This is a genomic window from Streptomyces sp. NPDC002032, assembly GCF_042890765.1.
In the GTDB taxonomy this organism is placed as follows: Bacteria; Actinomycetota; Actinomycetes; order Streptomycetales; family Streptomycetaceae; genus Streptomyces.
On sequence record NZ_JBIASM010000008.1, the window covers coordinates 147,014 to 169,314 of the forward strand.

General features: G+C 69.3%; 21 protein-coding genes and 1 tRNA gene. 14 read left to right on the forward strand and 8 right to left on the reverse strand.

Going from position 1 to position 22,301, the window contains the following annotated elements; translation table 11 throughout:
- Positions 1 to 43: 43 nt before the first annotated feature.
- The 3 genes from ACFYYT_RS20325 to ACFYYT_RS20335 form a co-directional block, all read right to left on the reverse strand.
- Positions 44 to 370 (reverse strand): FmdB family zinc ribbon protein, encoded by a 327-nt coding sequence (locus ACFYYT_RS20325; RefSeq protein ID WP_351823843.1) that lies wholly within the window; start codon positions 368 to 370, stop codon positions 44 to 46.
- A gap of 67 nt (positions 371 to 437) precedes the next feature.
- Entirely contained in the window at positions 438 to 1,781 is a 1,344-nt protein-coding gene (locus ACFYYT_RS20330; protein ID WP_351823841.1) for an MFS transporter, read from the reverse strand.
- A 574-nt stretch (positions 1,782 to 2,355) separates the two neighbouring features.
- The gene (locus ACFYYT_RS20335; protein WP_351823838.1) at positions 2,356 to 3,816 is read right to left on the reverse strand and encodes a potassium/proton antiporter; all 1,461 of its coding nucleotides are present in this window, start codon (positions 3,814 to 3,816) and stop codon (positions 2,356 to 2,358) included.
- Positions 3,817 to 4,105: 289 nt separating this feature from the next.
- Between ACFYYT_RS20335 and ACFYYT_RS20340 the strand changes: the two genes are divergently transcribed.
- Positions 4,106 to 7,051 carry a penicillin acylase family protein gene (locus ACFYYT_RS20340; RefSeq protein WP_351823835.1) on the forward strand — a complete coding sequence of 982 codons (2,946 nt, stop codon included), beginning with the start codon at positions 4,106 to 4,108 and terminating at the stop codon, positions 7,049 to 7,051.
- Positions 7,052 to 7,126: 75 nt separating this feature from the next.
- Here ACFYYT_RS20340 and ACFYYT_RS20345 read toward each other — a convergent pair whose 3' ends face one another.
- Complete coding sequence (locus ACFYYT_RS20345; protein ID WP_351823832.1) at positions 7,127 to 7,747, reverse strand: 5-formyltetrahydrofolate cyclo-ligase; 621 nt, start codon at positions 7,745 to 7,747, stop codon at positions 7,127 to 7,129.
- Positions 7,748 to 7,840: 93 nt separating this feature from the next.
- Between ACFYYT_RS20345 and galU the strand changes: the two genes are divergently transcribed.
- The 7 genes from galU to ACFYYT_RS20380 all read left to right on the forward strand — a co-directional run bounded on the left by galU (position 7,841) and on the right by ACFYYT_RS20380 (position 13,257).
- A complete protein-coding gene (galU, locus tag ACFYYT_RS20350) occupies positions 7,841 to 8,743 on the forward strand; it encodes a UTP--glucose-1-phosphate uridylyltransferase GalU (RefSeq protein WP_351823829.1) in 903 nt (300 codons plus the stop codon).
- Positions 8,744 to 8,747: 4 nt separating this feature from the next.
- The gene (gene glp / locus ACFYYT_RS20355) at positions 8,748 to 10,088 is read left to right on the forward strand and encodes a gephyrin-like molybdotransferase Glp (protein ID WP_351823827.1); all 1,341 of its coding nucleotides are present in this window, start codon (positions 8,748 to 8,750) and stop codon (positions 10,086 to 10,088) included.
- Between the two features lie 85 nt (positions 10,089 to 10,173).
- Positions 10,174 to 10,656 carry a cyclic pyranopterin monophosphate synthase MoaC gene (gene moaC, locus ACFYYT_RS20360; protein ID WP_351823824.1) on the forward strand — a complete coding sequence of 161 codons (483 nt, stop codon included), beginning with the start codon at positions 10,174 to 10,176 and terminating at the stop codon, positions 10,654 to 10,656.
- Positions 10,653 to 11,288: a molybdenum cofactor biosynthesis protein B gene (locus tag ACFYYT_RS20365; protein ID WP_388608740.1), complete on the forward strand. Its 636-nt coding sequence runs from the start codon at positions 10,653 to 10,655 to the stop codon at positions 11,286 to 11,288. Before moaC ends, ACFYYT_RS20365 begins: the two co-directional genes overlap by 4 nt.
- A gap of 17 nt (positions 11,289 to 11,305) precedes the next feature.
- Positions 11,306 to 11,902, forward strand: coding sequence for a GNAT family protein (locus ACFYYT_RS20370; protein WP_351823821.1), 597 nt, complete (start codon positions 11,306 to 11,308; stop codon positions 11,900 to 11,902).
- 156 nt (positions 11,903 to 12,058) lie between these two features.
- On the forward strand, positions 12,059 to 13,099 hold the full coding sequence (locus ACFYYT_RS20375; RefSeq protein WP_351823818.1) for a hypothetical protein: 1,041 nt from the start codon (positions 12,059 to 12,061) through the stop codon (positions 13,097 to 13,099).
- Between the two features lie 84 nt (positions 13,100 to 13,183).
- A tRNA-Ala gene (locus ACFYYT_RS20380) sits at positions 13,184 to 13,257 on the forward strand.
- 444 nt (positions 13,258 to 13,701) lie between these two features.
- On the opposite strand, the gene ACFYYT_RS20385 is transcribed toward ACFYYT_RS20380, so the two are convergent.
- The 4 genes from ACFYYT_RS20385 to ACFYYT_RS20400 all read right to left on the reverse strand — a co-directional run bounded on the left by ACFYYT_RS20385 (position 13,702) and on the right by ACFYYT_RS20400 (position 17,028).
- On the reverse strand, positions 13,702 to 14,937 hold the full coding sequence (locus ACFYYT_RS20385; protein WP_351823815.1) for a hypothetical protein: 1,236 nt from the start codon (positions 14,935 to 14,937) through the stop codon (positions 13,702 to 13,704).
- Positions 14,937 to 15,803: a YwqG family protein gene (locus ACFYYT_RS20390; RefSeq protein ID WP_351823812.1), complete on the reverse strand. Its 867-nt coding sequence runs from the start codon at positions 15,801 to 15,803 to the stop codon at positions 14,937 to 14,939. The genes ACFYYT_RS20385 and ACFYYT_RS20390 overlap by 1 nt, the downstream gene beginning before the upstream one ends.
- Positions 15,804 to 15,869: 66 nt before the next feature.
- On the reverse strand, positions 15,870 to 16,358 hold the full coding sequence (locus ACFYYT_RS20395) for a DUF4265 domain-containing protein (RefSeq protein WP_351823809.1): 489 nt from the start codon (positions 16,356 to 16,358) through the stop codon (positions 15,870 to 15,872).
- Between the two features lie 58 nt (positions 16,359 to 16,416).
- Positions 16,417 to 17,028: a DUF6461 domain-containing protein gene (locus tag ACFYYT_RS20400; RefSeq protein WP_351823806.1), complete on the reverse strand. Its 612-nt coding sequence runs from the start codon at positions 17,026 to 17,028 to the stop codon at positions 16,417 to 16,419.
- A gap of 168 nt (positions 17,029 to 17,196) precedes the next feature.
- Between ACFYYT_RS20400 and ACFYYT_RS20405 the strand changes: the two genes are divergently transcribed.
- From ACFYYT_RS20405 to ACFYYT_RS20430, 6 genes are all read left to right on the forward strand, one after another.
- Complete coding sequence (locus ACFYYT_RS20405) at positions 17,197 to 17,622, forward strand: DUF4259 domain-containing protein (RefSeq protein WP_351823803.1); 426 nt, start codon at positions 17,197 to 17,199, stop codon at positions 17,620 to 17,622.
- A 38-nt stretch (positions 17,623 to 17,660) separates the two neighbouring features.
- A complete protein-coding gene (locus ACFYYT_RS20410) occupies positions 17,661 to 18,065 on the forward strand; it encodes a hypothetical protein (protein ID WP_351823800.1) in 405 nt (134 codons plus the stop codon).
- 32 nt (positions 18,066 to 18,097) lie between these two features.
- Positions 18,098 to 18,910, forward strand: a complete 813-nt coding sequence (locus ACFYYT_RS20415; protein WP_351823797.1) for a DUF4253 domain-containing protein — start codon at positions 18,098 to 18,100, stop codon at positions 18,908 to 18,910.
- A gap of 879 nt (positions 18,911 to 19,789) precedes the next feature.
- Positions 19,790 to 20,260, forward strand: a complete 471-nt coding sequence (locus ACFYYT_RS20420; protein WP_351823794.1) for a hypothetical protein — start codon at positions 19,790 to 19,792, stop codon at positions 20,258 to 20,260.
- 12 nt (positions 20,261 to 20,272) lie between these two features.
- Positions 20,273 to 21,697, forward strand: coding sequence for a hypothetical protein (locus ACFYYT_RS20425; RefSeq protein WP_351823791.1), 1,425 nt, complete (start codon positions 20,273 to 20,275; stop codon positions 21,695 to 21,697).
- Entirely contained in the window at positions 21,694 to 22,230 is a 537-nt protein-coding gene (locus tag ACFYYT_RS20430) for a hypothetical protein (protein WP_351823788.1), read from the forward strand. Before ACFYYT_RS20425 ends, ACFYYT_RS20430 begins: the two co-directional genes overlap by 4 nt.
- Positions 22,231 to 22,301: the final 71 nt, after the last annotated feature.

Sequence of the window (22,301 nt, forward strand, 5' to 3'; positions counted from 1 at the left end):
AGGAGGGCTTGCGGGGCCTTACGGAAAACGGAAGACGTACGCGTCAGGCGGCGGATGTCGAGCTCGAGCCGGCGCTGCTGCTGCCACCCGTGCCGGACGACGATGACGAGGAGGACGCGGCGGCAGGCGCGGCGGCGGTCGACGTCGAGGACGAAGACGACGGCTTCGAGGCAGGCGTGCTGCTCGACGAAGCGCCACGGCTGTCGTTCCGGTAGAAACCGGATCCCTTGAAGACGATGCCGACGGCGGAGAACACCTTCTTCAGGCGTCCGTCGCAGTTCGGGCACACGGTCAGTGCGTCATCGGTGAACTTCTGCACGGCCTCAAGGCCCTCACCGCACTCGGTGCACTGGTACTGGTAGGTCGGCACGAATTTCCTCCTGGCACTCTCACTCAATGAGTGCTAACGACGCTCCATGGTGACGTATTCCGGCGGATCAGTCCACCGTCACAGGCTGGCGGTGACCGATGCCACGCTCGTTCACCCGGTTACGGGTGCTCTGGGCGGCGCCCGCCGCGGCCGCCGGAGCGGACGCGTTCACGATCCGGCTCGGGGCGGTCGGGGCCAGCTTCGAGCGCAGGGCCAGCAGGGTGACGAGGGCGAGCGCCGTGGCGACCAGGGGCACGAGGAAGCCGTACGAGGACCCGTGCGCGTCCGTGAGCCGGCCGGCCAGGGTGACGGCGCCGGCCTGCCCGAAGGCGACCGCGCCGGTCAGCCAGGTGAAGGCCTCGGTGCGCGAGGCGGCCGGGATCAGCTGCTCGATCATCGTGTAGCCGGTGATCAGGGCGGGGGCGATGCACAGGCCGACGACCAGGCCGAGCGCGCCCAGCAGGATCATCGAGTGCGCGGCCCACAGCACGGACGCGGCGGCGGTGAGGCCGATGTAGCCCGCGATCAGGCGGCGACGGGGGCCGATCTTCCAGGCGATGGCGCCCATGGCGATGCCCGCGGTCATGTTGCCGGCGGCGAAGATGCCGTACAGCAGGCCGTTGGCGCCCGGGTTGCCGATTTCGTTGGAGAAGGCGGCGAGCGAGACCTGCATGCCGCCGAAGACGGCGCCGATGCCGATGAAGGCCACGATCAGGACGCGCAGGCCCGGGAAGGACAGCGCGGAGGCCTGCTTCTCGCCGCCGGCCAGGACCGGGGCGGCTTTCGGCTCGCTGGAGCGCTGCGCGGCGAAGAAGAGGCCGCCGAGCAGGGTCAGGGCCGCTTCGGTGGCCAGGCCGGCCGCCGGGTGGATGCCGGTGCACAGAGCGGTGGCGAGCACGGGGCCGACGACGAAGGTGAACTCGTCGGTGACGGACTCGAACGCGGCCGCGGTCGGCAGCAGCGGGGAGCCCTCCAGCTTGGCCGCCCAGCGGGACCGGACCATGGGCCCGACCTGCGGAACGGATGCCCCGGCCGGGACGGCGGCCAGCGCGAGCGCCCACAGCGGGGCGCTGAGCAGGGCCAGCGCGGTCAGTGCGACGACCGCGGTGGCGTGTACGAGGACGACCGGTACGAGGACGGCGCTCTGGCCGCGACGGTCGGTGAACTTGCCCATGACCGGGGCGGAGAGGGCCATGGAGACGCCGGTGACGGCGGCGACGATGCCGGCGTCGCCGTAGGAGCCGGTGGCGTGCTGCACGAGCAGCAGGATGCTGATGGTCAGCATGCCGAACGGCAGGCGGGCGGCGAAGCCGGGGAGGACGAAGCCCAGGGCACCGGGCGTGCGCAGCAGCTGCCCGTAGCCGGGCCGGGTGGACGGGGCGGACTTGTCGGTCGTGACCGCGGATGTCACGGCCTGGCCTTTCCGCTGCCTGGTAGAGCGTCCCCGTCTGCGGACGATGCGCCGCCTTGTGAGCGACCGCACCCGTACATGTGGGAGCCCCGAGAGCTGTCCTCTTGCGCAGAACCGAGTGATACCTGGGCGCCCACTGCGGGAGGGTGCCACGGCCGCTTTGCGGTCGCGCCAGCTCTGCGTCAGGCAGAGTTGGTTCGATCTGGTGTGCCTTCATCGTACAGGGGAATCCCGTAGCACGTCCTGTGATTACGGTGACAACTCGTGTCTTCACCTGCGATTAACTGGAGCTTCGCATTCCAGACCCCAGAAATGGGCTCAAAGAAGGTCACACGCCACCGAAATTGGCCGAATTAGAACGACGCTCTAAATCACGTCACCCGTCCAAGTCGACAATTTCGTCACCCTCCGCAACCGTGGACGGCTTCCTAGAACGCCCGCCGAGCGCGTCCGGCGCGGGTTCGGCCAGCCGCCGGCACCCGGTCTGACCGCGGCGGACCGGCTTCGCACCGGCTTCGGAACGGCGGGCCGACCGGTGACATGTGCCACCGCGCCGCCGGCCACCGGCCGCCCGTCACGGTGACGTTCCGCCACCCGTACCCAGCCACCCCGCCAGCTTGCCGCCGCGCGCCACCGCCCGCAGCCGGGCCTCCGCCGCGTCGCGTACCGGATCGGTGGCCACCACCAGCAGCTCGTCCCCCCGTCGCAGCACCGTCGACGGCGCCGGTACGAAGCTCTTCGCGTCCCGGACCACGAGCGTCACCGACGCCCCCGCCGGCAGGCGCAGCTCGCTGACCTCCACGCCGTGCATGCGCGAGGCGGGCGGGATGGAGAAGGAGAGCAGGTGGCCGCGGAGCTTCTCCAGCGGCGCCGACTCGATCCCGAGGTCGGCCGCGCCCTCGTCGGTGTCGCCCAGCTCCAGCTTGCGGGCCAGCCACGGCAGCGTCGGGCCCTGCACCAGTGTGTAGACGACGACCAGGACGAAGACGATGTTGAAGACCCGGTCGCTGCCCTCGATCCCGGTCACCATCGGAATGGTCGCCAGGATGATGGGGACAGCGCCGCGCAGCCCCGCCCAGGACATCAGCGCCTGCTCCTGCCAGGGGACCCGGAAGGGCAGGAGGCTGACGAACACCTCCAGGGGCCGCGCCACCATCGTGAGCACCAGTCCGATGATCACGGCGGGCCAGAAGTCGTTCACCAGCTCGTGCGGGGTGACGAGCAGACCCAGCAGCACGAACATGCCGATCTGCGCGATCCAGCCGAGCCCGTCCGCGAACCCGCGGGTGGCCGGCCAGTGCGGCAGCTTCGCGTTGCCGAGGACCATCGCCGCCAGGTACACCGCGAGGAATCCGGAGCCGTGCGCCATCGCGCCGGCCGCGTACGCCGCCACGGCTATCGCCATCACCGCGATCGGGTAGAGACCCGAGGCGGGCAGAGCCACGTGACGCAGTCCGTACGCGCCCACGAAGCCCACCGTCAGGCCTATCGCGGCACCGATGGTCAGCTCGAGGGCGATCTTGCCGAGCAGTACGTACCAGTCGTCGACCGGACCGACCGTCGCGAACGCGACGACCAGGATGACGACGGGTGCGTCGTTGAAGCCGGACTCGGCCTCCAGCACGCCCGTCACCCGCGAGGGGAGCGGGACCTTGCGCAGTACCGAGAAAACGGCCGCCGCGTCGGTCGAGGAGACGACCGCGCCGATCAGCAGGGCCTGCCGCCATTCCAGTCCGACCAGGTAGTGCGCGCCGGCGGCCGTGACGCCCACGCTGACCGCCACCCCCACCAGCGACAGCACGATCGCCGCCGGCAGCGCCGGTTTGATCTCTTTCCACTTGGTGCCCAGACCGCCCTCGGCGAGGATCACGACGAGCGCGGCATAACCGATGACCTGTGTCAGCTCGGCATTGTCGAATACGACGTTGCCGATGCCGTCCTGGCCTATCGCTATGCCTATGCCGAGGTAGATGAGCAGGCTGGGGAGGCCGCTGCGTGAGGAGACGCGCACCGCGGCGACCGCGACGAGCAGCACGAGCGAACAGACCAGCAGAAGCTCGTTGAGCGTGTGGACAGTCAGCGGGCGGCCCTTTCCTCAGAGCGCCTGACCGATCGGCGGATCGTTCCTTCCGGCGGCGCGTCCGGCAAGTTACTTCGTTACCTTACCTAATATTTGACGATTCCTTGACGCGATAGTCACATTGTGAAACGCCTGTTCGGCCCTGTCCTCATGAGCCCGACCCCTGGCGGATCACCGCACACGGTCCTGCGCCTATGGTTGCTCCCAGCACTCCCAGGACCACCCTGCCCCTCTAAGGACAGCGATGCCCGCCAATGAATCCGGACCTTCCGTCAAGAAGAAGGGACGACGCGCACGCGCACGCCTGCTCGTGCTCGTGATGGTCCTGGCGCTCTTGGCGGTCATCGGCTACGGCGCGTACTGGAGCGTGGACACCGTGCGCGCCTCCTTCCCGCAGACCACCGGGTCCCTCAAGGTCCCCGGTCTGACCGCAGCCGTCGACGTCAAGCGTGACGAGCACGGGATCCCCCAGCTCTACGCCGACAACGACGAGGACCTCTTCCGCGCGCAGGGCTTCGTGCACGCGCAGGACCGGTTCTGGGAGATGGACGTACGCCGCCACATGACCTCCGGCCGGCTCTCCGAGATGTTCGGGTCCGGCCAGGTGGAGACCGACGCCTTCCTGCGCACGCTGGGCTGGCGCCAGGTCGCGCAGGCCGAGTACGACACCAAGCTCTCGCCCGAGACGAAGAAGTACCTCCAGGCCTACGCCGACGGGGTCAACGCGTACCTGAAGGGGAAGTCCGGCAAGGACCTCTCCGTCGAGCACGCCGCCCTCAATCTGACCGGCGACTACAAGCCGGAGCAGTGGACGCCGGTGGACTCGGTGGCCTGGCTCAAGGCCATGGCCTGGGACCTGCGCGGCAACATGCAGGACGAGATCGACCGCTCGCTGATGACGAACTCGCTCTCGCAGGCGCAGATCGACGAGCTGTACCCGCCGTACCCCTTCGACCGGAACAAGCCGATCGTCGAGGGCGGCACGGTCGCGGGCGGCAAGTACGCCCCGCAGGGCACCTCGGGCTCCGGCACGGGTACGGGCTCGGGCACTGGCACTGGCACTGGCACGGGTACGGGAACCGGCACCGGCACGGGTACGGGAACCGGCACTGGCACGGGTACGGGAACCGGCACTGGCACCGGTACGGGAACCGGCACTGGTACGGGGACCGGCACCGGAACCGGCACCGGGTCGCAGGCCGCCCCCAACGGCGGCCGGACCGGCCTCGCCGACAACGTCTCCGCCCAGGGCGCGACGGTGGGGCTGCGCACGCAGCTCACCTCCCTCGCCAAGACCCTCGACGAGATCCCGGCCATCCTCGGCCCCAACGGCAGCGGCATCGGCTCGAACTCCTGGGTCATCGGCGGCAAGTACACGACCACCGGCAAGCCGCTGCTGGCGAACGACCCGCACCTCTCCCCGCAGCTGCCCTCGGTCTGGTACCAGATGGGCCTGCACTGCCGTGCCGTCTCGCCCCAGTGCCAGTACGACGTGGCCGGCTTCACCTTCTCGGGCATGCCCGGCGTGGTCATAGGCCACAACGCCGACATCGCCTGGGGCATGACCAACCTCGGCGCCGACGTGACCGACCTCTACCTGGAGCAGGTCAAGCCCGAGGGCTATGTCTACGACAACAAGGTGCTCCCCTTCACCACCCGTGAAGAGGTCATCAAGGTCGCCGGGGGCAAGAGCAAGAAGATCACCGTCCGCACCACCAACAACGGACCGCTGATCTCGGACCGCAGCGACGAACTGGGTTCCGTGGGCGTCCGCGCCCCCGTCCCCAGCTCCGCCCCCGACCGCGGTGACGGCTACGCCGTCGCCCTGCGCTGGACCGCACTGGACCCCGGCAAGTCGATGGACGCGGTCTTCAAGCTCGACCGCGCCAAGGACTTCACCAGCTTCCGGGCGGCCGCGGCCGACTTCGAGGTGCCGTCCCAGAACCTGATCTACGCCGACAACAAGGGCGCCAACGGCAACATCGGTTACCAGGCCCCCGGCCGCATCCCGATCCGTACCCAGGGCGACGGCCGCATGCCGGCGCCCGGCTGGGACCCGAAGTACGCCTGGAAGGGCGGCAAGGACGGGAACGCGGGCTACATCCCGCAGAACGAGATGCCCTGGGAGCTCAACCCGGCCCGCGGCTACGTCGTCACCGCCAACCAGGCGGTCACCGAGAGCGGGGCCGGCAAGTACCCGTACGTGCTGACCACGGACTGGGGCTACGGCGCCCGCAGCCAGCGGATCAACGACCTCATCGAGGCGAAGACCAAGGACAGCGGCAAGATCTCGACCGACGACATGCGCACCATGCAGATGGACAACAGCAGTGAGATCGCCGCGCTGCTGACCCCGATGCTGGCCAAGATCCAGGTCTCGGACCCGGACGTGCGCTCGGCGCAGAAGCTGCTGGAGGGCTGGAACTACACGCAGGAGAACGACTCCGCGGCGGCCGCGTACTTCAACGCGGTCTGGCGCAACGTCCTCAAGCTGGCCTTCGGCGACAAGATGCCGAAGGAGCTGCGGATCGAGGGCAGCTGCTTCAACGTCCAGGAGAGCGACGGCCCGGACGACGACCTCGCCAAGACGGTCCGCGAGTGCGGCACCCGCGGTCCCGACTCGGCGCAGCCGGACGGCGGTGACCGCTGGTTCGAGGTGGTCCGCCGTCTGGTCAAGGACGAGAAGTCGCCCTGGTGGTCCTCGCCCAAGACGCTCACCAAGCCGGCGACGACCACCCGAGACCAGCTCTTCGCCCGGGCCATGAACGACGCCCGCTGGGAGCTGACCGCCAAGCTCGGCAAGGACCAGTCGACCTGGAGCTGGGGCCGGCTGCACCAGCTGAACCTGAAGAACCAGACGATCGGCACCGAGGGTCCGACCGCCCTGCGCTGGCTCCTCAACCGCGGCCCGTGGAACCTGGGCGGCGGCGAGGCCACCGTCAACGCGACCGGCTGGAACGCCGCCAGCGGGTACGAGGTCACCTGGGTGCCGTCGATGCGGATGGTCGTGAACCTCAACGACCTGGACAAGTCCCGCTGGATCAACCTGACCGGCGCCTCGGGGCACGCGTACGACTCCACGTACACGGACCAGACGACGATGTGGGCCAAGGGTGAACTGCTGGACTGGGCCTTCGGCAAGGACGCTGTCGACAAGTCGACGGTGGACACCTTGACGCTGAAGCCCTAGCGACGCCAAGGCCCTGGCGACGCCGAAGCACCGGCCGCCGCCCCGCCGCGCAGGCGCGGCGCCGGCCGGGCCGCTTCAGAAGCGCACCACCCCCGACGGGGTGGCGACCGCTTGGACGGGGTGGTCGTGCGGTTCCTCCGGGACCCGCGCGACCACCTCTTCGTCGTAGAGGAGCACCACCAGCGCGGGATGCGCCCCCGCTCGCTCCAGCCGGGCCAGCACCCGGTCGTACGAGCCGCCGCCGCGGCCGAGCCGCATCCCGCGCCGGTCCACGGCCAGTCCGGGCAGCAGGACGGCGTCGGCGCCGGTGACGGCGTCCGGGCCGAGCGGCGGTCCCGCCGGTTCCAGCAGCCGCATCTTGCCGGGGTGCGCGGTCTCGGCGAGGCCGGCGGGGCCCTCGTAGGCCGCCCAGTCGAGGTCGTTGTCGGGCAGGAGCAGGGGCAGCAGCACCCGCTTGCCGGCCGCGAGCAGCGCGTCGAGCAGTTCGCGGGTGCCGGGTTCCGCGCCGACGGAGACGTACGCGGCCACCGTGCGCGCCCCGGCCAGTTCGGGCAGGGCGAGCGCCGAGCGGGCGAGCGCGCCGGCCGCCGCGGCGCGCGCCTCGGGGGACAGGGCACGACGGGTCGCGAGGAGGTCCCTGCGCAGCGCGGCCTTTTCGGGCGGGAAGGGGGACTTTCCGGGCGGGATGTCCGTCACAGGCGACTCACATACCTTTCCTATTGGTTCATAATTGGACATAATTACCGGAATCTGGCTGAGCGTTCGGTGTGACCCACTATCGTTCTGCCCATGACTCAGTCGCACCCCGTGATCAAGAAGGCCGTCATTCCGGCCGCGGGCCTCGGCACTCGGTTCCTTCCGGCGACCAAGGCGACCCCCAAGGAAATGCTTCCGGTCGTGGACAAACCGGCCATCCAGTACGTGGTCGAGGAGGCCGTCTCGGCCGGCCTCGACGACGTCCTCATGATCACAGGACGTAACAAGCGGCCCCTCGAAGACCACTTCGACCGGAACTACGAGCTGGAATCGGCCCTGATCGCCAAGGGCGACGACGACCGGCTGAAGAAGGTCCAGGAGTCCAGCGACCTGGCCACCATGCACTACGTCCGCCAGGGCGACCCGCGCGGTCTCGGCCACGCCGTGCTCTGCGCCGAACCGCACGTCGGCAGCGAGCCCTTCGCCGTCCTGCTCGGCGACGACCTCATCGACCCGCGCGACCCGCTGCTGCGGCAGATGGTCGACGTCCACGCCCGCACCGGCGGCACCGTCGTCGCGCTGATGGAGGTCGACCCGGCCAGCGTTCACCTCTACGGCTGCGCCGCCGTCGAGCCGACCGACGAGGACGGCATCGTCCGCGTCACCGGACTCGTCGAGAAGCCCGACGCCTCCGAGGCACCCAGCAATTTCGCGGTCATCGGACGGTATGTCCTCAACCCCGCGATCTTCGGCATACTGCGGGAGACCGAGCCGGGCCGCGGCGGGGAGATCCAGCTCACCGACGCCCTGCAGAAGCTGGCCGCCGACGAGAGCGTGGGCGGCCCGGTGCACGGCGTGGTCTTCCGAGGCCGCCGCTACGACACCGGGGACCGCGGGGACTACCTGCGGGCCATCGTCCGACTCGCGTGCGAACGTGAGGACCTGGGCCCGGAGTTCCGCACCTGGCTTCACCGTTACGTCACGGAGGAGATGTAGGACCTTGAGCAGTTCCGCACCGCAGGACACCGCACCGCACCGTCTGTGGTCGGTGGACGAGCACCTCGCGGACATCCTCGCCGCCGTCCGGCCGCTGGAGCCCATCGAGCTCCAGCTGCTCGACGCCCAGGGCTGCGTCCTGGTCGAGGACGTGACCGTGCCCGTCGCCCTCCCGCCCTTCGACAACAGCTCCATGGACGGTTACGCCGTCCGGGTGGCCGACGTCCAGGGAGCGAGCGAGGAGTTCCCCGCGGTGCTCGCCGTCATCGGCGACGTCGCGGCGGGCAGCGGCGAACTGCCGACCGTCGGCCCCGGCCAGGCCGCCCGCATCATGACCGGGGCACCGCTGCCGCCCGGCGCCGAGGCCGTCGTACCGGTCGAGTGGACCGACGGCGGCACGGGCGGCGGCGCGGCCTCCGGGATGACCCCGGCCAGCGCCGCGCCCGAGGGCGCGGGCGGCGAGGTACGGGTCCACCGCGCCGCCGAGGCCCGGGCGCACGTGCGCTCGCGCGGCAGCGACGTACAGGCCGGTGACCTGGCGCTGGCCGCCGGCACCGTGCTCGGCCCGCCGCAGATCGCGCTGCTGGCCGCCATCGGCCGCGGCACGGTCCGGGTCCGGCCGCGTCCCCGGGTGGTCGTCCTGTCCACCGGCAGCGAGCTGGTCCAGCCGGGTGAGGCGCTGACCGCCGGCACCATCTACGACTCCAACAGCTTTGCGCTGGCCGCCGCCGCGCGGGACGCCGGAGCCATCGCCTACCGGGTCGGCGCGGTTGCCGACGACGCCGAGACCCTGCGCTCCGTCATCGAGGACCAGCTGATCCGGGCCGATCTCCTCGTCACCACGGGCGGGGTCAGCGTCGGCGCGTACGACGTGGTCAAGGAGGCGCTGACCTCCGTCTCGGCCGGCGACGAGGCCGTCGAGGCGGGAAATGTCGACTTCCGCAAGCTCGCCATGCAGCCGGGCAAGCCGCAGGGCTTCGGCACGGTCGGCCCCGACCACACCCCGCTGCTGGCGCTCCCCGGCAACCCCGTCTCCTCCTACGTCTCCTTCGAGCTGTTCGTGCGTCCGGCGATCCGGGCGCTGATGGGCCTGCCGGAGTCCGAGGTCAGCCGGCCGAGCGTGCGCGCCGTCCTCAAGGCGGACCGGCCGATCGGCTCGCCCGCCGGCCGCCGCCAGTTCCTGCGCGGCGCGTACGACGCGCAGAGCGGGACGGTCGGCCCGGTCGGCGGATCGGGCTCGCACCTGATCGCCGCGCTGGCGCACGCCGACTCGCTGATGGTCGTACCGGAGGACGTCACTTCGGTGGAGCCCGGGAGCGAGCTGGAAGTGATCCTGCTCGGCTGAGCGGGGGCCGGTGCGGGTAGCGTGTTGCACCACACAGGCCCCATGCCACGGCTCCAGGGGCCCGGAGCGGGAGCGGCACGCAGATATGAGTACGCAGAGCAGCAGGCTGACGCACATCGACGAGGCCGGCGCGGCCCGGATGGTCGACGTCTCGGCGAAGGACGTGACCACCCGTACGGCGCGGGCCAGCGGCCGCGTCCTGGTGTCGCCCCGGGTGATCGAGCTGCTGCGGGGCGAGGGCGTGCCCAAGGGGGACGCCCTCGCCACCGCGCGGATCGCCGGGATCATGGGGGCCAAGCGGACCCCCGACCTGATTCCGCTCTGTCACCCCCTCGCGGTGTCCGGCGTGAAAGTCGACTTGTCGGTAGTCGACGACGCCGTGGAGATCCTCGCGACCGTCAAGACCACCGACCGCACGGGCGTCGAGATGGAGGCGCTGACCGCGGTCGCGGTCGCCGGCCTCACCGTGATCGACATGGTCAAGGCGGTCGACAAGGGCGCGGTCATCACCGACGTCCGGGTGGAGGAGAAGACCGGCGGCAAGTCCGGCGACTGGACCCGCGCGTGAACCCCCCGCGCGGCGGCGAGGTCCACAGCCACAGCCACGGACAGAATCACGACCAGGACCCCGGCCACGACCAGGACCCCGGCGCCGGCCAGGCCCCCGGTGACGCCGCCGTGGGCCCCGAGCCGGCCGGGGCGCGTGCTCTCGTCGTCACCGCCTCGAACCGCGCCTCGCGCGGCGTGTACGCGGACCGGGGCGGTCCGCTGCTCGCCGAGGCGCTGGAGCGGCTCGGCTTCGCGGTGGACGGCCCGCGCGTGGTCCCGGACGGCGACCCCGTCGAGCTGGCCCTGCGCGAGGGCGTGGCCGCCGGGTACGACGTCATCCTGACCACCGGCGGCACCGGCATCTCCCCGACCGACCGGACCCCCGACGCCACCGCCCGGGTGCTGGACTACGAGATCCCCGGCATCCCGCAGGCCATCCGAGCCGAGGGCCTGGACAAGGTGGCGACCGCCGCCCTCTCGCGCGGGCTGGCGGGCGTGGCGGGCCACACCCTGATCGTCAACCTGCCCGGCTCCACGGGCGGGGTCCGCGACGGCCTCGCCGTCCTGGCCCGGATCCTGCCGCACGCCGTCGACCAGCTCCGGGGCGGCGACCACCCCAGACCCGCGTCCGCCCCCGGGAGCCCGAGCTGAACGGCCCCTCCTGGCCGGTGGCGCTGGCGGACGGCGACGTCACCCTGCGGCCGATAAAGCTGCGCGACCAGAAGGCCTGGCGCGAGGTCAACCGGCGCAACCGCGACTGGCTGCGCCCCTGGGAGGCCACGATCCCGCCCCCCGCGCCGTGGGGGCCGGTCATCCACCGGCCGACGTACCGGCAGATGGTCCGCCACCTGCGCGCGGAGGCGAACGCGGGCCGGATGCTGCCGTTCGTCATCGAGTACCAGGGGCGGCTGGTCGGTCAGCTGACGGTCGCGGGCATCACCTGGGGCTCCATGTGCGCCGCCCACGTCGGCTACTGGGTCGACCGGGAGGTGGCGGGCCGCGGGGTCATGCCGACGGCGGTCGCGCTCGCCGTGGACCACTGCTTCGGGAAGGTCGGGCTGCACCGGATCGAGGTGTGCATCCGCCCGGAGAACCTGCCGAGCCGGCGGGTCGTGGAGAAGCTCGGATTCCGCGAGGAGGGGGTGCGTCCGCGCTACCTGCACATCGACGGGGCGTGGCGTGACCACCTGGTCTTCGCGCTCACGGCGGAGGAGGTGCCGGAGGGGCTGGTGCGTCGCTGGCACCGGACGCGGAAACCCGTCTGAAAATCAGGCAGTCGCAAAAGCGTTCGAATATCTGGCCGATTCGCCCATAACCTGATCCGAAGAATCACAAAAAAAGTCCGTGATATCAGCCTGATCGTGCGACACACCGGCTCAATTGGCTGATCCCCCAGGCCGCACCCCTCTACGGTGTGGGGTGTGAGCAGCAGCGGCCTCATCTACGCAGTCATTGTCGGGGCCTGGGCCGCCTACTTGGTGCCCATGTGGCTCCGGAGGCAGGACGAGCTGAACGAAGCCCGTCCGACGGAACGCTTCTCCACTGCCATCCGGCTTCTTTCCGGCCGGGCGGGAATGGAGCGCCGTTACGCCAGGGGGCTGCGTGAGCGCGGTGAAGAACAGGCGGAGCCCCAGCCCCACGCGGACCCGGAAGCGGCGACGGAAACGGTGAATTCCGTGGACGTCGACGACCGGGCCTTCGGCGTACCCCCGACCAGGACCGAGCCGAGGGCGAGCGAGGCCGAGCGGGCCCGTCGCCAGCAGCGCCTCCAGGTCCTCGCGCGCCGCCGCCGCACCACCGCACTGCTCTTCCTCGCCTTCAGCGCGGGGGCGATCGCCGCCGCCGTCGGCGGTCTGCAGTACCTGTGGGCGCCCGCCGTGCCGGCCCTGCTGCTGAGTACGTACATCGTCCACCTGCGGGTGCAGGAACGGCGCCGCTACGAGTTCACGATGGACCGGCGGCGCGCCGAGGCGGCCGCCCGCCAGCTCCGCGAGAACCGCCCGCGCCGCCGCGAACCCGCCCCGGACACCGAGGCCGGCTCCGGTGCCGGTGAACCGGATCCCGCGCCGCCGGTCTCCCCGCAGGAGGCGGGGCGCCGCGCCCTGGTCGAGCAGACCGACCACGCCGAGTGGGTGGACCAGCAGCGGGAGCGCGAGCGGGGACCGGCGCGCGGCGACAGCTGGGAGCCCGTACCGGTCCCGCTGCCGACGTACGTGACGGCCCCGGTCGCCCCCCGGGCCACCGGCCCGGCCGCCCCGGACGGGTGGAGCGCGACCCGCTCCAGCACCGCCGAGCCGACCGACCCGCGCCTGCGCGCCCAGCCGGCCCTCCCGAAGCCGTCCCCGGGCCCCGACGACGCGAAGACCCCCACCACGCCCCGCCCCCGGAGCCAGGGCCGGGGCCGCACCCCGCTCTTCGACCAGTACGAGGGCGAGGACCGGCCCCGGGCCGCGAACGAGTGAGAGATCCCGCCGGGACGGGGTGACCTGCGCGGAAACGCGTTTTGGAGCACCCGCGCGGGGATGCTAATGTTTCACACGTCGCAAGGGCCTGTGGCGCAGTCTGGTAGCGCACCTCGTTCGCATCGAGGGGGTCTGGGGTTCAAATCCCCACAGGTCCACAAACGACAGTTCACGGGTTGCTCCCGAGAACGGTGACGAGATCCCGTCCGATCGAAAGATCGGGCGGGATCTTCGTCGTTTACAGGGTCGTTCGATGCCTGTTCGGGGTGGTGGATGGCGGTGTGCGCGGGCTTGCGGTTGCTTCGCCCCGCTCCTGGCCCGTTCTGGGGCATGCGGAGCGGCCCCGGTTGCCCGGGGCTGGGGATCGTGATGTCTGGCTGTGAGGCTGACCGCTCAGAGCTTGGCCGGCGGATGCCGACCGGTGCTCAGCGCTGTCTGAACCTGTTGCTGGCCAAGGCTTGGCCGGGTCGGCAAGGACTCGAAGTCGATGTCGGACAGGCGGCTGCCAAGCCATAGCGTCCTCCAGAATCAGCCGGCACCTTTGACCTGGGCGGCAGCCCTCGCCAGCCGTAAAGGTGAACGATGTAAACAGTTACGGCAGATCATGGTCCGCGTGCATCGTGCTCGACACCGCAATCCCCCATGACGAGATCGGGGAGGATGGACCGCGCGAGATCTCGATGCTCGGCGTATGGGCTGATCATGTTCTCCGAGATACGAGGCAACCAGGAGCTCATCCGGCCCAGAGCGGACTGCAGGCGCTCTTCCTCTTCGCTGAGAAGAGCTGCCATCAGAGCCACTACGTCGGCACGGTCCGTCCCCGCTGGAGCCGGCAGCTCGGCCAACCTCACGAACAGACGTTGGTCATCCCCATTCCCACCGCACACAGACGCAAGGGCGGCGAGCGCGAACCGGACGACATCGCCTTCGTCTTCCCAGCGGGACAGCAGCCGCGGTAGCGCCCTGCCTATAGCCTGCCGCGTCAGGTAGCCAGCGGCCGGCTCCTGCCACCCTCCGCCGAGAGCTGCCGTTCGGTCGGCCAGGGAAACGGCTGCGGATGGGCCTGATGCCGAGAGACGCAACAGATCGCCGAGCAGTACCAACCGTCTGCCGACGGCGATCGTGTCATCGCTGACCAACTCGACAAGGAAGGGAACGGCCTCGACCGTAGCGTCCGTACAGATGCCTTGATGGGCCACGGCATCCGCGAGATCGCCAAGGAAGTCAACCGCCGTCTCGTAGGGCTCTCCGAAGGCGAACTCCTCGTCGAGCAGCCATGCCACGGCCTCCGGAGCATCTGCGGTCCCGCGGTACATCCGCTCTGCAGCCGTCACTACGGCCCGGACGGCCAACGCCGGGTCACCGAGCCCGTCGCAGTTCCACGCTGGACCGGCCGGAGGCCGCACAGGCTCTGTGGGGAGAGGGCTGGGAAGGGGCACCTCGGCTCCGGCCTGTTCATGAACCAGGCCGTCCCGTGTGAAGACCCCCTCGAGGGTCACTGCATGCCCCTCGCTACCTCCTTGCTGGAAACCGCCGTGCTCACGCGCGACGCGGGCCATCCGAGCCCGCTCAGTCCGGAAGAACGGCTCCAGAGCCATCCGGTCATGGCCGCTGTAGACGGCCAGCGAAAACACCTGCCACCAGCCCGCAAGCTCAGGATCCATTGACGGTTTGCCGTACCAGAAGCTCGACGGAACGAACCGGAAGTGATCATGAACCCGCACCGCTGTCAACCGGTGTCCCATCCCCGCCAACTCAGCCGCAGCCGCCCGCGCAACGTCCTCACCGGGCAGGTACAGCGTGTACTGGACGCCCCAAGCCGGGACTGCGGTGCCCATCAGCTGCACTGCCAGGTGAACATCGCCCGATCGAAGCGCCGCTCTGCCAGATCCTCTGGGCGGATCAACCAGTACAGAACCCCGGCGTCGCCCCACATCATCTCCGCGGCGTCCTCGCTGTCGAACTGGGCCAGCAGCACCCAGTTGTCCGTCTCCTCAGACAACCGTGGGTCGTGCCAGGGCACTTCGCCGTCCAGGACCGCCTCTGCAACCTCGATCTCCACGGGGTTCTGCACCGAGTGAGCATGTCCGCCGATCTGGTGCCCTACCTCTTCGTCGAACTCCCACAGAGCGTCGAGGAAGTCCTGAGCGCATACAGGATGGTCATACCGGTTCCCGAGCGGAGCACCTGGAGCGAAGGCGTCCCTGACGCGCGGATGCCATGGTTCGGTCGCCGTCATCTCCGCCCGGGCGGTCAGCTGCACCGCCGGGTACGGCTTGAGCCCGGCGGGCGTTCCACGCTCCGCCACTTTCTCGTCGCCCGCCACATAGAGCACGCGGGCACCTGCCCAGCTCGCTCGGTCCTCGGCCAGAACGAGCGCTTCACCGTCGTCCAATTGCCCGTCGAAGTAGAAGAACAGAAGTGCTCCCGCTTCGGGGAGGTCGATGTCCAGCGCTGTCTTCGGCAGTCGCGCGCAGTCAATCGAGGCAACGAAGGAGAGCGGACCGTGCCCCTCCCAGGCCGGCCACTCTGAGGTGACTGGCAAAGCTGGGAGGCCACCGAGTTGGCCAACCACGTCGTCAATCCCCGCCGCTATTTCGAGACGCACACCAGGGCGAAGCAGACCGAGCCACTTCTCAGTTTCCACGGGCGACAGATGCTGCGAAGCGAGAGAGCGGAAGGCCTCCCGGGAACCGTGTGTCATGAGCCCGATCATGCCCGGCACCACTGACAGAGGCCTTGGCAGCCCTCGAGCCGCACGCGGAGCTGTTCAGCTTGCAGCCGTGGATCTCCAAGCAGCGGTGACGCACCCTTCCTCCCAGTGCCACCACCCCTCCACCGCACCGTGTTCCAGAAGCTTCTGGATCCGAGGAAGGTCTGCCTCCGGCGGGATGTCAAGCGCGACCATCCCGTACCGCTCGATGCCCTCGCCCGTCGTGCCGAGTTTGTGGAAGATCTCCAGCGCACTTTGCCGGGCGGCCGCTGAGCCGCCGTCCTTGAGTACGATCAGCCGGATCGTGCAGTTCTCTGATGCTCGGACCGTCTCGCCGGCCCAACGGACACCCTCGCCATCGAGCTCCACTTGGATGATGTCGCCGCTGGCGACTCCCCGTACGAACCAGGGCGTGTTGTCCAGCCGCACCGTGCCGTCGCCGAGTTCCACGGCCCACAGGCTCTCGACACTCGCCGGCGGCCAGCCGTCCTCGCCTATGTCCATCCGGAAGTGGACCTTCACGTGGTCGTCATTGATGTTCGTCACCGCGCCATCATCCACGCCGCATCCATGGGTCCGGACATGGGAGTGCGGCCAGACGATGTCATCCGATCTGGACGGTGGCGCAGGTGAACGTCGTGTCCTGGAGCAGCTCGGGAGTGATGGCAACGCCGGTGATGTGTTCCGCCAGAGCGAACGCCGCCGGTGAGGAGAGGTCCATCTCGGTTTCTGGTGCGTCACCGTCGACGTGGAAGCCGATGCGAGTCATGACGTCGAGGAGTTCGTCGGGTGTGGTGCCCCAGCGGTCTTCGGGGAACATGGGGTCGAAGCAGAGTCGCAGGGCCTGGTCCTCGGCCCAGAGGAACGTGCCGACGGCGTTGACGTTGACGAAGTGGGAGACCCAGCTCGCCCCGGCGGAGGCCGGCAGGACTCGTTCTTCGGTGACCCCGAGGTAGCCGTTGGGCTCGATCAGCAGCGTCCAGGCGCCGACAGTCGTCATGGCGACCAGCTGACGGTTGCCATCCTCAAGGTCGTACTGGGCGAAGGCGGCGTCGACGACCTCGGCTATGCCTTGCAGGGGCGCCTCCGGTCGTCCTTCCAGCCGGGACGCCAGCTCAGCAGGCGACAGACCCCGCACCAGGGTGAAGCAGTACGCCTCGGCGATGTCTGGAAAGTCGTTCTCGAACCACGCGTAGTCCACCCCGGTCTTCGTCATGCCGCCCATCCTTGCTCCTGTCACTGACAGAGGAAGGACGCGGTGGCCGTCACGGGAGTCTGAAGGCGCGTCCATCAGTTCGGGAGGCGATCTCGTCCCTGGACTCCGCGGCCGCTGTCAGTGGCCCCTGTCACGATGCCCCGGTCAACATCATCATCAGGAGAGACCATGGGCACCTGGGACATCGGCCCCTTCGACAACGACACCGCAGCGGACTTCGGCGGCGACCTTGACGACGCAGCCGCAAGCGAACGTGAGGGTGTCGTCCGCGGCACTCTCACACATGCGATCGACACCGTGGGCTATCTCGAAGCACCCGAATCCGAGAGGGCCGTAGCCGCGGCCGCCCTTGTCGCCTCCCAGTGTCCTGGGGGTGAGGCTGCCGATCCGATCTATGGGCCGGAGGGCCCCCTTCCTGATCTCACTGGCCTGCGCGATCTCGCACTTCAGGCCCTCGACCGCGTCATGACCGAGCCGTCAGAGTTGATGGACCTCTGGGCCGAGTCAGACGGTGGACGCTGGCGCGCGAATATCCGCGGCCTGCAGAAGGCGCTCTTGCCACAGCCTCCGGGAGAGCAGCTCAGCCTGATCTGACCCACCGCCCACCACCCGAGTCCACCCGGAAGGCCACCATGAGCTGGGATGTGCTCCTCCTGCGCCTGCCTGACGACATCACCTCGGTGCAGGAGATCCCCGCCGACTGCAGCCCGGCCCCGCTCGGCCGGCGGCACGACGTACTCGCGGCCGTCATCCAAGCCTGTCCCGAAGTTGAGCTCTCGGACCCCGCCTGGGGCGAACTCTCCTGTGCTGCTTGGTCCATCGAATTCAACATCGGCTCGGAAGACCCCGTGGACTCGATCATGTTCCACATCCGGGGCTCCAGCGACGACGTGCTGATCCACGTCTTCCGCCTTGCCGAGGCTCTGCGCTGCAGGGTGCTCGACTGCGCGGGAGGGGACCTGATCACTCCGGGGCAAGCATCGGGCTGGCACGCCTTTCAGCAGTTCCGCGATCTAGTGGTCGGACCGTCTCAGTGATGCCCCCGGGCCGCAGCACTAGCATCCGCTCCATGCGCCCTGAAGCCCGATCGATCCTTGAGGACCTGCTCCCGCCAGGCCGGATGGTCACATCCGATGAAGGTGATGGAGATGTGCAGCCCTTGTGGCTCAGCGACGGGCCAGCCACGGCCGAGCTGTGGGCACGGATGCACGCCGAACACCCACGCTCCGGCTTGTGGCCGCTATTGCTCGACGCGCTGGATCCGAATGATGGCGAGTTCCGCCCTTGGGGATGCGGGGAGGTCTTCCCCGAGAGGATGTCCTCCCCGGCAGACCACGACCCAGCTGACCTTCTCGAGCAGTGGTGGGCGACCTACACGGCCGACGATGAAGACGACGACATGCTCGACGTCAAGAGGCGCCTCGCCGTCACCGCCCCCTTCGGACAGGCGTGGCCCGGCCTCGCACCCGGCCGAGGGGCGGTAGCCGACCCAGATGAACTGGCCTCCGAGTTCGCCGAGGCTTTCCTCGTCGACCGGCCACAGACACGTCTGGGGCTGATCGACGCAGGTTCGGGTGCCGCAGCGTTGACGGCCGCAGGCTGGTTCGGACCCTGCAACCACGACAACGACACCGCGAAGATCTCCGCGGTCCTCCAGGATTGGGAGCACCGGTTCGGTGCCCGTGTCGTCGCAGCGGGGTTCGACACGCTGCACCTCAGCATTGCCGCGCCCCCGGTGAGCGAGCAGGATGCTCTCCTGGTCGCAGCCGAACACTTCGCGCTCTGCCCGGACAACATCTGGCAGGGCTGCAGGCCGTACACACTGGCCGCGTACGCCGAGCGGATCACCGGCGCCCACCGCTGGGACTTCTGGTGGGACTGATCTGTCCCGTGCCCGGGAAACGATCACTCATCGGACGGGAAGCGATCTTCAAGGGCTCCACGCGCGCCTGATCAGAGGCTCTCGTGAACAGCCCACAAACGACAGTTCACGGGTTGCTCCCGAGAACGGTGACGAGATCCCGTCCGATCGAAAGATCGGGCGGGATCTTCGTCGTTTACAGGGTCGTTCGATGCCTGTTCGGGGTGGTGGATGGCGGTGTATCGGGTCTGGCGGGTTGTTGGGGCGGGCGCCTGGCCGCTGCAGAGGCATGCGAACCGGCCGCGTCGCCCGGGGCTGGTGATCGTGATGTGTGGCTGTGACGCTGCTCGACCAGAGGTCGGCTGGCGGATGCCCCCATGTCGAGTGGTGCGGGGGCGTAGGACCGGCCGCGACCTTGGGGAGCCGGAATGGGCTCGAAGTCGGCATCGGCGAACCGACTGCCGCTGCGCTCGTAGAGCCAGGTCTCCAGGAGCGAGCCGAGGGATGGCTCGCGCGGGAGCGGCGATCTGCCGGCCGGATCACGGTCTGAGGCGGGCGAGAGGCGGTCGGCCGCGTTGGACGAAGGTGCCGAGCGCCACGCGCAGCCGCTCAGTGTGGCGTGGAGGGCACGGGGGCGGAACACCCGGTAGCAAATCCGACTCAGACCCGGCGTGCGCAACCGCGGTGAACCGCTCGTGCCAGGCGCCGAAACGAGCGAGACCGTAGCGACGTGCGCGGCTCGGTCGGCGAGGATGCCGTCCACCTCAGGTGCCGGCCTCACCTTCTGGCCGCAGCCGGATGTCTGTCCCCGCCGCCGTCACCTCGTAGCGCTGTCTGAAGGCCAACTGAACCCCCCTGCCTGCCGATCAAGTTGTCGCAGGTGCATGGTGGAATGGCGCGATGGCATGGGACGAGTGGGAGAACGCGAAGGCAGCGGTGGCCGCCGACCGGCAGGTGTCGATGCGACTCAACCAGATACCGGGCGGCCCCGGGGGTGGGCAGGGCGACCTTGTCGTGCATCAGGACGATCTCGGCGACGTGGGTCACGAGGCCTTCGTCTTGCACGGCCGGTTGCAAAAGCAGGCCGACATCGCCGGGGCCGGGACGAACCAGGAGGGCTCTGGCTCAACGATGCAGGCCGCTGCGGCATTGAAGGCGAGTAACTCCGTCCTCGGAGGCGAGCTGGAGACGACAGTGTCCGTGTGGACCTCACAGGTCAAATCGGTTCTGCAGGCTTGCGCTCACATTTCGAATCACCTGGACTACTCGAAGAAGGCTCATGCCGAAGACGATGCCGCGATCGCGGCGGCGCTCCGAAACCGGGACGGCTCGGCCGTGCCCGTCTCGCGACTTGCCGAGTACTTCAAGTAGGGGCGTTCAGTGATGAACTACACCGAACTCACCGAAGTCGACCTCGGCAAGCTGGGAACTGCGGTCGCCGACTGGAAGCGAATGGCCGGGGATTTGCAGCGGCTCGGCGGTGAGGCTCGCGACGGCTTGAAGGCGAAGGCGGACAAGGCCCGGTGGGAGGGCGTGAACGCCGGCGTGAGCCGGGAGTTCGTCAGCAAGACGGTGAAGGAGTTCGAGGACCTTCACGCAGAGGCGCAGAGCATCTTCAGCGTCGTCGAGGACGCACACTCCGAACTGAAGAACCTGCAGCAGCAGGCCAAGAGCCTGGCAGCCGATGCCAAGAAGGACGGCTTCAGCGTCACCAGCGGCAAAGACGGGACAGTGGTGATCGCCGATGCCGTGATCTGCGAGGTGGACGGCCCCGGACAGAGGAAACGCGACCTCATGCAGTGGTATGCCGACACGCTGACCGGGATCGTGAGTCATGCCGCCGAGGTCGACGCGGCCGCTGTACGCGCGCTGCGTGCGAGCCACGGCGGTGACCCGAACAACGCCGGTCACGCGACGTACACCTCGCTTGACGAGGACATGCTGCCCCGGGCTCTGAAGCTCGCCGGCCTGGGGGAAGACGCCAACGAGAAACAGCAGAAGGAGCTGCAGCGGCTGTGGCAGTCCCTGAGTCCCGAGGCACGGGCGCAGTTGTGGACTCAGCACAAGGGCGACCTGCTGGCCGCCGGCCTGCTGACCCCGCAGGTCAAGCGGGTGTCCGCGGATGAAGGTGCGGGACGGTACGACGTCGAGTCCCCGGGCATGCAGGACTACTGGATCCAGCTGCAGGCGAACGGCATATCGAACTCGGGTGACTTCATCGGCATGACAGACGCGGCCAGGAACATGGACCACTACCTGCGGGGCACCGGCGCCACCCTCGACCTCGATGTCGACCGGATGCTGGCCGATGACGGAAAGCTGCGAGATGTGGCGGCGAAGGCGCGCGCAGCAGAGCAGGATGAGTGGCGCCGCCAAGCGCTGGAGGCCTTCGAGAAGTCGGGCGGCAAGCCCGTCTCCATCCCCGTGGAGTCCTTGGGCCAGCCCTATACCCACGAGGACCGCAACTGGTACCTGGCTGTCGGCAGCGCGATGTCGAACACGACGGGTGTGGTGACGGCCGTGCCCGGCCCGGACGGCAAGCCGCAGGTCAACATCGACTACCAGGTGAACGTGTGGGACCGGTACAACTGGGACCCGGGCAAGGCCACCCCCATCGGCCCGACCACGGTGACCGACGCCGATATGGCTCGCCTGCACACCACCGGGCTTGCGAGGGAGTTCGACATGAGAGGCAGCAGTTCGGTGCACCAGCACGATCTGAGCTCGGGCGGTAGCTGGCCCGCCCCCCAGGACCTGGGCCGTGACGGGACGCGTACGGACATCGGCCGTAACGGGGACGCCCGGTGACCTCGACGCGCGTGCGGACTCGGCGCCCGCTGCTCGTCGCCGGCGTGGGATTGCTCGCTGTTCTGCTGGTCGGATGCATGGGGTCAACGGCCGAACAGGGGGCTCAGAACGTGAGCCGCTCACCGGGACGGCAGGTGCCGTACTGGATGGACGGGGCCACCGTGGAGTCGGTCGCCAAGGCGCTGCAGGTACAGCTGCCCTCGACAGCGACCGAGGCCAAGGCCGCGTACCAGAAGGGCTTCCAGGACGACGGCCTGCTTTTGTCCTTCGTCCTGCCCACCGGCGCGGTGGACGGCTTCCTCACGCAGTTGAAGCCGGAGCGGCCTCTGCGGCTGAGGGAACAGCCATTCGTGGGGGAGGGAAAGACGACGACGCCGTTCTCACACGTGGGTCTGCCAGAGCCGGACTCGCTTGCCGGCGTCCGCGAAGGCGTGGTGTGCGCACCCTGCAAGGGCGAACTGAACTCGCTGGAGGTCGCGGTGGCACGGATCGATGACCACAGCAGCCGCGTATACCTGAGCGGCGTCGACTGAGGAGCGGTGGACGCGGGCGACCGTGCCGAAGCGCCGACGGGCCTCCGGCTCCGCGCAGGCCCACCAAGGAT